This window comes from Pauljensenia sp. 20925_1_27, from assembly GCF_041432835.1.
In the GTDB taxonomy this organism is placed as follows: Bacteria; Actinomycetota; Actinomycetes; order Actinomycetales; family Actinomycetaceae; genus Pauljensenia.
In genome coordinates this window covers 49,089-60,995 of record NZ_JAPWAH010000006.1, presented here as the reverse complement: position 1 = coordinate 60,995, position 11,907 = coordinate 49,089, and the positions used below count along the sequence as shown (strand labels likewise).

Genomic DNA, 11,907 nt, shown 5'->3' with positions numbered 1-11,907 from the left:
GGCCGTCGTCGGCGCGTGACCGCGGCGGCTTGGGTCTCCTGTCCTAGAGTTGTGGGGTGAGTTCGACGGATACGAGAGGCCCGGCGCGCCCGTGGGGTGCGCTCATTGGCGCGCTGTTTCTCATTGCGTTGATCGCCGTGTGGGCAACACAGGGGACTCTATCTGGGACAGGTCTACCCGTCGGCCGCGCCGCAACGATCGCCGTCGGCATGACGCTGCAGGCGATTCCTTTCCTGCTCCTGGGCGTGTTCGTCGCCGAGCTCATCGAAGCATTCATCTCCCCCGCGCTCATCGCGCGTGTATTCCCGAGGAATCCGATTGCCTCCGTTGCCGCTGCGCTTCTAGCGGCTTTCCTGCTCCCCGTATGTGATTGCTCGGCGGTGCCGATCTTCCGCTCCCTGTTGCGCAAGGGTGTTCCACTCTCGGCAGCCACGACCCTCATGCTGGCTTCTCCCGCCATCAACCCGCTGGTGATTGCGTCGACCTACTACGCGTTTGGCTCATGGCCGTTGGTCGCCACGCGTATCGGACTGAGCGTTATTGTTGCTCTCTCGGTTGGCCTGTCGATGCTGGTCGCTTCCCCGCGGGCGCTGCGGGCGGATGGCGCCTTCCATGACGGCGATGCGTGCGGCTGTGAGGGTGGCTGCGCGGTGCCGGATCGATCCTTCTTCGGCGTGCTGGGTGCGACAGGGCAGTCTTTCGGCAGGATTCTGCCGTATCTGCTCGGTGGCGTTGCGGCGTCGACGCTGGCTCAAGTGCTATGGCCGGTGTCTTCTCTGCTCGCGGGGCTTCCCGCGCCCGCAGCACTGGCCCTGATGATGGGTGCCGGTTTTGCGTTGTCTCTGTGTTCATCCTCTGACGCAGTGATTGCCCGTTCTCTCGCTTCGTTGGCGCCCACGGGCGCGCTGATGGGTTTCATGGTGTACGGGCCGATGATGGATGTGAAGAATGTGGCGCTCCTGGCCTCTCAGTTCCGGGGTGCGTTTGTGGTCCGTTTGTTCGTGACGGTGAGCGTGGCTGCTGCCACCGTGATTGGCTGCGCCTGGTGGGCGGGGGTGCTGTCGTGAGGGTTATGGATCGCCTGGCCCCGGTCGCCGAGTCCTTGTCGTTGGCTTGCCTCGGCGCTGGCTTGCTGTGGCTGTCGCTGTCGGGTCGCTATGCATCGTTCGTCCCGCCTTCCGCGCGTCTCGGGATCATCGCCTCGGGAGTGTGTCTGCTCGCGTGCTCGCTCGCTCTGTCTGCTCGACTCGGGTCCGCCGACCACGAGCACACCGACAGTGCTCACACTCGTCGCGCTCTCTCGCGCGCCCTTGTGGCGCTCCTTGCGAGTGCTCTGATCGTTCTTCCTTTCCGAGTCTCTCCCTCGGAGTTGGCATCGACCGCGTGGAACGCTCGTGTGGCTGACGCAGGCACGAGCCCCGGCCTCGACGCTGGGGACGATGGGGACGACTCTGCGTCGACGTCCACCTCCCAGGGGGAGGCCTCCCCCACCGTTACTCCGCAGAGTGCGGGCACCGCATCGGCCTCGTCGTCGGGGAAGCTGGAGCTGACGACTGATAACTTCTACGATCAGGTTGAGGAGTTGATTGCTCACGGGCGCGCGCACGACGGCGATCACATCGATCTCGTCGGTTTTGTGATGAGCCCTGAGGCGGCTCGCGCACAGGCGTCGATTCCTCGCGTGACGGAGGATGACAGTTTCGCGGTGGCCCGCATGGCTATCTGGTGCTGTGCTGCTGACGCATACCCGATTGGTTTCGTTGTTCGGTGGTACGGCCCCGCGCCCGAGGCTGATAGCTGGGTTCACGTGAGCGGTACGCTGCGCCTGCGCGGCACGAAGGCGCTCGTCATCGATGCTGATTCGGTTGAGGTGACCGATGCGCCGAATCCGGAGTTCGTGATTCAGTCGCGTTGAGGTCGTGAGACGACGATCCGAGCATCGACTCACATGTCCAAACAGTCCCCCGCGCCGACTAATATGCGTATACTCTCATACATCGGATCAACAGTTACATGCCAAGGGTCGCCATGTTTCGAAACGTCATCACCGCCGCACTCAGCTTGTCCTGCGTACTCGCTATGAGCGCCTGCGTTCCCAAAACCACTGTGCCAGAGGCAGCACCATCCCCGGCGACCACGACGACATCTACGCCCACGACACCGAGCGCACAACCCGACTCCCCGTCGCCGAGCGCCGTAGCTCGCGACCCCCTCGAGGACAAACCGATGCACGGACTCATCATCGGGGACTCCCTCGTCGACCCCTATCACCCTCGCAGAACTGACTCACGCTTCCGAGCAATCGACCCCACCACGGGGCAGGTGGTCGCCATGCGCATATTTCGATCGAAGCCTGTCGACGAAAACGACGATTTGATCTCTGGCCACGACTGCGCCTTTAACGACTGCTATTCCCGTGATTTTTCGTACCGCACGCGCATATGGGCCAAGAATTTGACATCTGCCGAGCACGTCGGATACTACGATACCGATGCCAACATCACGGACGTATCTGCCATGGTGCCGCTCCTCGACACAGACGCTCATTATTACGATAGCTCCCCAACCTTCTCAGCCGACAATTACTTCTACTTCATGCGGGAATACCTTGAAGATGACGGCACACGCTCAATGTATTATCGCGTCGCAATCGGCAGCACAACGCCGGAACTCGTGCTCACTATCGAACCGTCAGACCCCCGCGATCGTCATCTCAATTTGCTGGCTGGAACGGATCTCACGACGGACATAGGTACGGGATGGGCGCAAGGAAACGACGTGAACCACCTGTGCGCAGGCATCAACTCGAGCATCTCAAAAGATAACAAGTGCTTCGACATAGACAACGACCTAGGGATCTTCAGCTACACCGCGACGGACGCCGATACTCGCGCCAAGTTGCTCCCGGGCTCCTACTACGAGCCAAAGAGCCTCTACAAACCCTACGACGACCCGAGAAAATATCGACTGTTCGACGGCTACAGGATTATCGTCAGTCCCGACGCTCAGCAGCTCGCGTTTGTCATGTGGGACAAAACGCACACAGACTATTACCTTCACATCCTCAACGTTGATGGGACCGGCGATCACACAATCCCCGTCGTGGATGACGGCATCGACGGCTATGGTCCAGTCGCCTGGCTCGACTGATCCCACCATTCGTGCGAGACGAGCGCCGACTCCACGATCCGCGTCTCTCTGAGAGCGCGTGATTGTTAAGGCGACCGGAGCGACGCGCTCAGAGGTGGAGCCGTTCATCATCGATGCTGATTCGGTTGAGGTGACCGATGCGCTAAATCCTGAGTTCGTGGTTCAGCAACGCTAACTCCCAATATAAGGTGTCGCAGCTCACTTACCTTGTTTATGTCCGTAACTTCGGACACAAAACAGTGGGCGTAGCGTGAGGAATGCGCACACGGCAGGCGCGGGCGCATCACCACACCTTCAAGGATGAAGACATGTCATCGACAACAACACTCACACCCCGCGAGAAGCAAGCGAGGCGCTACGCAACGACTCTCGCTCTCATCGCCACCCTCGGCCCCTTCTTCTACGGATTCGAAGGCATGGTCCTCAACGCCGCCATCAAGGCCGTGGGATCCACCTTCGAGCTCGGCGCACTACTTCAGGGCGTTGCGGGCGCGGCAGGTGTCATCGGCGGCCTGATCGGTGCCCTCGCCGCAGGACGCATCTCCGACAAGATCGGCCGCAAGACCACGCTCATGTGGGTCGGCCCCTTCCTGCTCTTCGAGGCCCTCCTCGGCCCCATCTCTCCCCTCCTGGGAAGCTTCGGCTACCCCTTCCTGCTCCTAACCCGCATCGTCGGCGGCATCGGCTTCGGCGCGGCGACCACGGTCGCCCCCGGCTACGTCGCTGAGATTGCCCCCGCAGACATCCGCGGGCGTCTCATCGGCTTCCGCCAGCTCGCGATCATCCTGGGCCTGTTCTTCGCCGGCCTCATCAACACGGCGGTCGTCTCGATCACGGGCGGTGCCGCGAAGCCCGCGTTCGGCGGGCTCATGACCTGGCAGGTCCTCTTCGCGTGCCTCATCATCCCGGCCCTCCTCTTCGTCATCTTCACGGCAAAGATCCCCGAATCTCCCCGCTACCTTGTCTCCGTGGGGCGCACCAAGGAAGCCGAGCAGATCCTGGCCAAGCTGTCCGGCGAGGAAGACCCTGCTGATCGAGTCACGGCCATCACCCAGTCCCTGACCATCACGGGCGGCGCGAAGCTGTCGATCGGACAGATCCTATCCTCGCAGTGGCGCGGCCTCGTGTTTGTCGGCATGGCGATCGCAGCGTTCCAGCAGCTCACCGGCATCAACGGCGTCTTCTTCTACTCCAACTCCCTCTTCGCGGCCGTCGGCTTCACCGAGTCGATGGCCCTGGCCCAGACGCTGCTCATCACCGCCTTCAAGATCGTCGGCGTCCTATCGGGCATCATGCTGGTGGACCGCGTGGGCCGCAAGCGCATGCTGATCTACGGCGGCACCCTCATCTTCGTGTCGCTGGGCATCGTGGCCACGGTCTTCACGGTCGCCCCCACCGTCGACGGCAAGCCGGACGTCGCAGACTCCCCGGTCCTGGCGTTCCTGGCGGTCGCGGCACTGTGTACCTTCCTCCTCGGATTCACCTCTTCGTGGGGCCCCATCTTCTCCATCGTCATGGGCGAGATGTTCCCCAACTCGATCCGTGGTGGCGCCATGTCGCTCGCATCGGGCGCCGACTTCCTCGTGAACTTCCTGGTTGTCCTCCTCTTCCCCTTCCTCATCGGCTGGTCGCCCGCCGGCACCTACTGGATCTACTGCGCCTTCGGCGTCCTCGCGGTCATCTTCACGGCGAAGTTCCTCACCGAGACCAGCGGCGCTGAGCTTGAGGACATGGACAAGGTCGTCACCCAGAAGTGAGCGCCCTCCCCTTCGATTTCAACGACGAAAAGGCATTGCAATGACTGATACGACTCGGGATATTCCCGACAACGTGCGCAACGTCCTGGTCATCATGACCGACCAGCACCGCACCGACACGATCGGCTGCCTGGGCAACCCCCACGCACGCACCCCCGTCATCGACGCGATGGGCGAATCGGGCTTCGCCTTCACACACTGCTTCACCCCCACGGCTATCTGCACGCCGGCGCGCGCCTCGCTGCTCACCGGCAAGCGCCCAGGTAAGCACCAGGTGCTGGCCAACCCCGAATGGAACATCGCCTACCAGGTCTCGATCCCCGAGGGGACATGGACGTACACGCAGGAGCTGCGCGACGCCGGATACAACGTCGGCATCGTCGGCAAGTACCACTGCGGCTACAACCTGCCCGACAAGTTCGGCGCGGACGACGACACCTACTGGGGAGCCGAAAACCCGGTGGCCAACGAAAAGTACGTCGCCTGGCTCGAGGCCAACAACCTCCCGCCCGTGCGCGCACACGACCTGTGGCGCGGCAAGCTGCCCGGTGGGCGCGACGGGCACATCATCGCCGCACGCCTCGATCAGCCCGAGGAGGCCACCTTCGAGCGCTTCCTGGCAGACCGAGCGATCGAGAAGCTGCGCGAGTACGCCGCGGACTGGAAGGACTCTTCTCAGCCCTTCTGCCTCGACGTGCATTTCTTTGGCCCCCACCTGCCCTACTTCCTGCCCGACGAGTGGTTCGACCTCATCGACCCCAATGACGTCGAGCTGCCGGAAAACTTCGGCGACTCCCTGATTGGTAAGCCCCCGATTCAGGAGAACTACGCGACCTACTGGTCCACGTCCTCGTTCACGAACGAGCAGTGGAAGAAGCTCATCGCGGTCTACTGGGGTTACACGGCCATGATCGACTTCGAGATCGGACGCATCATGGACGTGGCGCGCGAGCTGGGCATCCTGGACGACACGGCGGTGTTCTTCTGCGCGGACCACGGCGAGTTCACGGGCTCGCACCGTCTCAACGACAAGGGCCCGATGATGTATGACGACATTTACAACGTCCCCTTCATCGCCCATATCCCCGGCGTGTCCACGGTGGGCCGCTCGGACGCGTTCGTCTCCCTCATCGACCTGCCGGCCACGGTCCTGGACATCGCGGGCTTGGACACCTCGCTTGTCGAGGACGGCCGCTCGATCGTGGACCTGACGCGCGGGCAGGACGTCGAGGGCTGGCGCGAGGACATCGTGTGCGAGTTCCACGGCCATCACTTCCCCCTCCAGCAGCGCATGCTGCGCACGCGGGATTTCAAGCTCGTCATCAACCCCGAGTCGATCAACGAGTTCTACGACCTGCGCCTGGATCCGGCCGAGATGAACAACGTGTACACCGTGCCCGTCTACGACGAGATCCGTAGGGAGTTGGCCACGAACCTGTACCTGCAGCTGCGTGAGCGCGGGGACCACTCCTTCGCCAAGTGGATGGCGGCGATGACGGACTTCGACATCCCGCTGGTGAACACGGCTCGATCCGACCTCGACGAGGTCACGAGCGACTGACGCAACGCCTCGGCGGCGGGAGGGCACTCACATCCCGCCGCCGAGGCAATCGCGCGCCCTGCACACTCCACGCAGTGATGCGTATCATAGAAACTATCAACGAGGCCAGAGCGCACTGAGCGGACACCAACGATGATGTGTCGGGAAGGAGAGACATGCACTACCCCACTCGCAGCCCCCTGCCGACCCTGGAAGACCGCATCGTCGCTCACCTGGCCAAAGCCCCCGCGACGCGCTCCCAGCTGTGCGACGCGCTCGACACCTCGCGCACAAATCTGGGCCGCGCGCTCACCACTCTCCTCGACGAGGGATCGGTGACGCCGGTGCGCACGAACGCCCCCGGGCGAGGCCGTCCCACCCAGCTCCTCACCCTCAACTCCTCGGCCGCCCACTGTGTCGGCCTCAACGTCACGCGTACGTCATGCGCGGGCGTCATGCTCTCGCGCAGCGGCACCGTCTTGGCCGCCGTCCACATCGTCTCCCCCGCCTCTCCATCCCTGCAGCTCTCTCTCGAGCAAACCTGCGAGGCCCTGGCCGCGAGCGCCGCCCGCCAGGGTATTGACGCCTCGACGGTGCGTGCGGTGGGTGTGGGCGTTCCCATTCCGATGGGGCGTAACGCCAGGTTGTCCTCGGATGCGTACCCGAGCGTGGAGGAACTTGCCACGCTGACGCGTCGTTGGTGGTCTCCGGCTCCGGTGGTTGATAACACCGTCCGGATGGCGGCTCTTGCTGAGGCTATGTGGGGCGCGGGGGCTGACATGTCGTCGTTCATTTACCTGCGTTTGTCGGGTGGCGTGGGCGGGTGCGTCGTCTCCGATTTTCGGCTCGTTGGTGGAGCGGGTGGCTTGGCCGGCGAGCTGGGCCATATGACGGTGGGTGCCAACGACTCTCCGTGTGCGTGCGGCAAGCGTGGGTGTTTGGAGACGCTGGCGTCTGTGCCTGCACTGTGTGAGAGCGCTGGGGTTCGCGATGTTACGGAACTACGAGCAGCTGTCTTGGCGGGAGACGGCCGCGCACGCCAGGCCCTGGAGCGGGCGGCGGAGGCTGTCGGCTATGTTTTGGGCTCGGCCGCGCTCCTCATTAATCCGCGAGCCATCATCGTGGCGGGTGAGGTCGTCGACGCATTTCCTTCTCTGCGCACTAAGATTGCCGCCTCCATGTACAAAGAACTCCTTCCCGTGATGGAGTGGGACATCGATGTCGTCGGTGCCTCGCTGGGACCCCTGGGGGCCGCTCAAGCCAGCGCGTATGTCGCGGCCCGCTCCTCCGAGGCTGAGACACCGGATACCCCTCACCCCGAGGGCACCCCAGCGCGCGAGGCACCCTCGGCCTCGTCGATGAGTGAGGGCACGCGGCGAGAGGCCAGGCCGTGACACGTCCTCTCCCCTTTTCTGTGGTCACGAAGCCGACGGGTGCCGCCTGCAACCTGGATTGCCAGTACTGCTTTTTCCTGTCTAAGGAGCTGCTGTACAACGCGGCCGCGCAGACCATGTCGGAGCAGACGCTTGAGCGCTACGTGGAGGCGTTCCTCGAGTCGAGCCCCGACGGCGAGGTCACGATGCTCTGGCAGGGCGGGGAACCGACCCTGCGAGGCCTCGGATTCTTCGAGCGGCTCATGGAACTGTGCGATCGCTATCGACGCCCAACCCAACGCGTGCGCCATGCCCTGCAAACGAACGGCACGCTGGTGACCGACGAATGGGCGCGCTTTTTCGCAGACCACAACTTCCTCGTGGGTGTGTCCATCGACGGGCCCGCTCCCCTGCACGACGCCTACCGACTCAACCGCGGAGGGCGCGGCACGCACGCGATGGTTGTGCGCGGCTGGGAGGCACTCGCCCACGCGGGCGTAGAGACGAACATCCTGTGCACGGTCAACGCCGCGAACGAGGACCACGGGGAGCAGGTGTACCGCTACTTCCGCGACGACCTCGGTGCCCGCTACCTTCAGTTCATTCCCATCGTGGAGCGCGTACGCGCCGCCGACCTGGCCCAGGCTGAGCGCGGCTGGCGTTCCGGGACCTCTGCGCTCCTGTACCGCCAGGACGGGGACTGCGTCACCAGCCGTTCCACGTCCCCCGCTTCCTACGGGCGTTTCCTGTGCGAGGTTTTCGACCAGTGGCTGACCTCCGACGTCGGCGAGGTTTTCATCCAGGACGTGGATTCGACCCTGTCGGCCATGTTTGGCTCGGCCACGGTGTGCGTGCACGCACCCCAGTGCGGGGCGAACATGGCGATGGAGTTCAACGGCGACGTGTACGCCTGCGATCACTGGGTAGAGCCGGATTGGTTGGTCGGCTCGATCAACTCCTCGTCCTTCACGCAGCTGGCGGCTTCGGACAAGATGCGGGACTTCGCGCGCCTCAAGCCCGGCCTGGACGACGAGTGTCGCGCGTGCCCGCACCTGCGGCTGTGCTGGGGCGGGTGCCCGAAAGACCGTTTCGTGCGCCGCGGTGAGTCCTCGCATAACTACCTGTGCGAGGGGTACCGGGCGTTCTACGAGCACGCAACGCCCGCCCTGCGTGCGATGGGAATGCTGATCGCGGCGGGCAGGCCGGCCTCGGACATTATGGACCCCGCAGTCGCTTCCTCACTCGGACTTCCCTCGTCCACGTCAACCCGGAATCACCAATGATCATTGAAGCGCTCCTCATCGGCGCATTCGTCGGCATCGTCGTCGGCTCACTCGGCGCAGGTGGCGGCATCCTGTCGGTACCGATCCTCGTCTACATCCTCGGCCAAGACCCCCACCAGGCAACAGGACTCTCCCTCATCATCGTGGGTCTGACGGCCGCCGTTTCGCTGGCGACGCGCGCTCGCAGCGGGAACGTCGCATGGCGCGAGGGAACGATCTTCGCGCTCGCGGGCCTCGTCGGCACATGGGCGGGGTCAACACTCGGTCCGCTCGTCTCGGCGCGCACCCTCATGCTTGCCTTCTGCGCTTTCCTGGGAGCAGTCGCGGTGTTCATGGTGCGCTCCCAGCTGCGCACATCCGCCCCTTCCTCTTCAGACGAGGCCGGGGCTGCCTGCGACGACAAGGGTTCCTGGACGCTCGCGACCGTATTCCGGGTCGTCGCTCTGGCGACGCTGACGGGTTTCCTCACGGGATTCTTCGGCGTCGGCGGAGGCTTCGCAATCGTGCCCGCGCTGCACCTGGCGCTGCGATACCCGATGAAGCGGGCCTCCGCGACGTCCCTTCTGGTCATGGTCATCACCGCCGCCTTCGGACTGGCCTCGCGCACTCTCGCGGGCACGCTGACGATTACCGCCGAGGCCGGGGTCATGGTCGCGCTGTTCACCGCGGCATCGATGGGAGGCGGCATCGTGGGAGCCAAGCTCACCAAGAGAGTGTCGAACCGGGTGCTCGGTCTGGTCTTTGCGGCGCTCCTCGTGTGCGTGGCAGTCTCGACCCTGGCGGCCACACTCGCATAAAGGCGCGCGAGACGGATGTCGTCTCGCGCGCCCTCATCGCTCAGCTGGCGGTCGTTCCTTCGCCCTGGGTGGAGGTGTCCGCACTGCCCTGGCTTCCATTCTTGCTGCCGGGGCCTCGGCCTCCCTCCGGGGGAGGTCCCGGGCGGGTGCTACCGGTATCGCCCTGCTCACCGCCCGGCCCCTGCTGGCCATTACCCGGTCCCTGCTGACCACTTGGACCCTGCTGCTGACCATTACCGGGCCCCTGCTCACCGCCGGGCCCCTGCTGATCACTTCCGCGACCGGAATCCTCATCCTCGGTCCCGTTACCCCGATCGTTGGAGCCGTCCTCGTATCCCTGCTCGTAATAGTCCTGTCCATCCCCCATCACGGCGGCATGGGTAATGATGCCCGCGCCGAAGCCGACGGAGAGGATGGCAGCTGCCGCTCCGGCGATGGCCGCGCGCTTGCCCCACGAGGTTTTCTTCGGTGCAGGCTCGAGCGTCGCGGTGCTAGCTGCCACGGCCTCGTCACCCGATAGGTCGTCGGCAGAAGATCCCGCGACGGACTCCAGGGGCGTGCCAGCAAACGCATTGCTGGTTGCCTGCTGGGTGACGGGGGGCATCTGTGCCGTTTCCGCCTGGGACACGTGGGTGGGCAGGACTTCGGTCTGATCCGCGGCCTGCGCGCCCGTCTGGGGCAGGATCGAGGTGCGCTCGGTGTCACCTGCCGGATTTTTGTTGTCGTCCGCCATGGGGACGCTCCTTTCTGCTGATGTGTGCATCAATGCCTCGCAGATTAGGGACGACACATAAGGGGACGTTATGACGAAACTGTGAAAACACTGTGAAGAATGAAGTGTTGCACATCACCTTTTGGTGCTTGATTTATTTGTCAGCTCACAACTATCCTGCAACGTTCGCCACCCGACGATCCCACTCACGAGGTGACAGATGTCCATCAAATCCCTCCCCACGATCATGTTTGCCACGGCAACCGCACTCGCTCTCAGCACCTGTGGGTCAGCCTCAACCACCTCCACTCCCACCGCGAGCGCCGAGGCCTCGTCTGCTGCTACGGCAGACCCGTCGACCGCGCCCATGTCCGGCATTATCTTCGCCGCCGCCGACGACGGCATCGACACGACGGTCACCACCGTGCGGGCCATCGACCCGCAATCGGGCACGATCACGGCGACGCGTACCTTCACCTTCCCGAGCGAGTACCTGTCCGCACCGGGGTACATGTGTGAGTATATGCAGTGCTACTCCCCCGACTTCTCACGCATGATCATCGCGAACGACGACGGCGAGAACGAAAAGGTCGCCGTGGTTTCCACGAACGGTACGCTCACCGTCCTCAATGACGCGATCCCGACGCCGAGCGGACACACCCCCGTGTCCAATCACTTCGCCCAATTCGGCCCCGACGGCGCCATCTACGTGGCCCATATCGACAAGGACGCCGCATCGGATCGCGTCGGTACAATCTACCGTTTCCCCTCAGAAACTGAAGCGCCCGAGGCCGTTCCCACCGACTTCACGGTCGAAAACTACGCGCGATTCCAAGTCATGCCCGACCTGTCCATCCAGCGCACCAAAACCGCGGTGTGGGTCGCCAACGAGGCCGGCGTTGGATGTTTCGGCGCGGACGCCGTCACCCCCGACGGCACGTGCCTCACGATCGACCAAGGCACCATCTACTCCAAGCCGGGCACGCCTCTGGCCCAGACCACCCCGGAGGACCAGACACTGCTCGTGTCCAACTGGACAAAGGTCAGCCTGCCCAGCCTGGAGAGCACTCACACCATCGAGGGATGGCTCGCCGTGAGCCCCGACGGCACGCAGATGGCACTGTACGCGTCGCCCAAGGACACCTACTCCGACCTCTCACTACACCTCTTCGTCGCCCCCGTCACAGGCGGCGAGGCCACCCAGATTACGACGACCACCGAGGACGTCCCGGGCGTCGTGAGCATCCTGGGCTGGACTCAGTAGAAGACGCGAGGCCGGGACCGCGACGCGCACC

At 64.0% G+C, this 11,907-nt stretch carries 10 protein-coding genes; 9 read left to right on the top strand and 1 reads right to left on the bottom strand.

Annotated elements, in window-relative coordinates:
- Positions 1 to 56: 56 nt before the first annotated feature.
- From O3684_RS05220 to O3684_RS05185, 8 genes are all read left to right on the top strand, one after another.
- A complete protein-coding gene (locus O3684_RS05220) occupies positions 57 to 1,067 on the top strand; it encodes a permease (protein WP_500065471.1) in 1,011 nt (336 codons plus the stop codon).
- On the top strand, positions 1,064 to 1,915 hold the full coding sequence (locus O3684_RS05215; RefSeq protein WP_500065469.1) for a TIGR03943 family putative permease subunit: 852 nt from the start codon (positions 1,064 to 1,066) through the stop codon (positions 1,913 to 1,915). Before O3684_RS05220 ends, O3684_RS05215 begins: the two co-directional genes overlap by 4 nt.
- 311 nt (positions 1,916 to 2,226) lie before the next feature.
- Positions 2,227 to 3,150: a hypothetical protein gene (locus O3684_RS05210; protein WP_500065468.1), complete on the top strand. Its 924-nt coding sequence runs from the start codon at positions 2,227 to 2,229 to the stop codon at positions 3,148 to 3,150.
- A 308-nt stretch (positions 3,151 to 3,458) separates the two neighbouring features.
- Positions 3,459 to 4,907, top strand: coding sequence for a sugar porter family MFS transporter (locus O3684_RS05205; RefSeq protein WP_500065467.1), 1,449 nt, complete (start codon positions 3,459 to 3,461; stop codon positions 4,905 to 4,907).
- A gap of 40 nt (positions 4,908 to 4,947) precedes the next feature.
- Positions 4,948 to 6,468, top strand: coding sequence for a sulfatase family protein (locus tag O3684_RS05200; protein WP_500065465.1), 1,521 nt, complete (start codon positions 4,948 to 4,950; stop codon positions 6,466 to 6,468).
- A gap of 155 nt (positions 6,469 to 6,623) precedes the next feature.
- Complete coding sequence (locus O3684_RS05195) at positions 6,624 to 7,841, top strand: ROK family transcriptional regulator (RefSeq protein ID WP_500065463.1); 1,218 nt, start codon at positions 6,624 to 6,626, stop codon at positions 7,839 to 7,841.
- Positions 7,838 to 9,103 carry an anaerobic sulfatase maturase gene (locus O3684_RS05190; protein ID WP_500065462.1) on the top strand — a complete coding sequence of 422 codons (1,266 nt, stop codon included), beginning with the start codon at positions 7,838 to 7,840 and terminating at the stop codon, positions 9,101 to 9,103. Before O3684_RS05195 ends, O3684_RS05190 begins: the two co-directional genes overlap by 4 nt.
- Complete coding sequence (locus O3684_RS05185) at positions 9,100 to 9,900, top strand: sulfite exporter TauE/SafE family protein (protein WP_500065460.1); 801 nt, start codon at positions 9,100 to 9,102, stop codon at positions 9,898 to 9,900. Before O3684_RS05190 ends, O3684_RS05185 begins: the two co-directional genes overlap by 4 nt.
- 40 nt (positions 9,901 to 9,940) lie before the next feature.
- Here the strand turns inward: O3684_RS05185 and O3684_RS05180 are convergent, their stop codons facing one another.
- A complete protein-coding gene (locus O3684_RS05180; protein ID WP_500065459.1) occupies positions 9,941 to 10,633 on the bottom strand; it encodes a hypothetical protein in 693 nt (230 codons plus the stop codon).
- Positions 10,634 to 10,832: 199 nt separating this feature from the next.
- Between O3684_RS05180 and O3684_RS05175 the strand changes: the two genes are divergently transcribed.
- Entirely contained in the window at positions 10,833 to 11,876 is a 1,044-nt protein-coding gene (locus O3684_RS05175) for a hypothetical protein (protein WP_500065458.1), read from the top strand.
- Positions 11,877 to 11,907 lie beyond the last annotated feature (31 nt).

Bases quoted from the DNA above. Each gene is read 5' to 3' on its own strand.
- O3684_RS05180 (WP_500065459.1), bottom strand. From the start codon at position 10,633: ATGGCGGACGACAACAAAAATCCGGCAGGTGACACCGAGCGCACCTCG.
- O3684_RS05200 (WP_500065465.1), top strand. From the start codon at position 4,948: ATGACTGATACGACTCGGGATATTCCCGACAACGTGCGCAACGTCCTG.
- O3684_RS05210 (WP_500065468.1), top strand. From the start codon at position 2,227: ATGCACGGACTCATCATCGGGGACTCCCTCGTCGACCCCTATCACCCT.
- O3684_RS05205 (WP_500065467.1), top strand. From the start codon at position 3,459: ATGTCATCGACAACAACACTCACACCCCGCGAGAAGCAAGCGAGGCGC.
- O3684_RS05195 (WP_500065463.1), top strand. From the start codon at position 6,624: ATGCACTACCCCACTCGCAGCCCCCTGCCGACCCTGGAAGACCGCATC.
- O3684_RS05185 (WP_500065460.1), top strand. From the start codon at position 9,100: ATGATCATTGAAGCGCTCCTCATCGGCGCATTCGTCGGCATCGTCGTC.
- O3684_RS05175 (WP_500065458.1), top strand. From the start codon at position 10,833: ATGTCCATCAAATCCCTCCCCACGATCATGTTTGCCACGGCAACCGCA.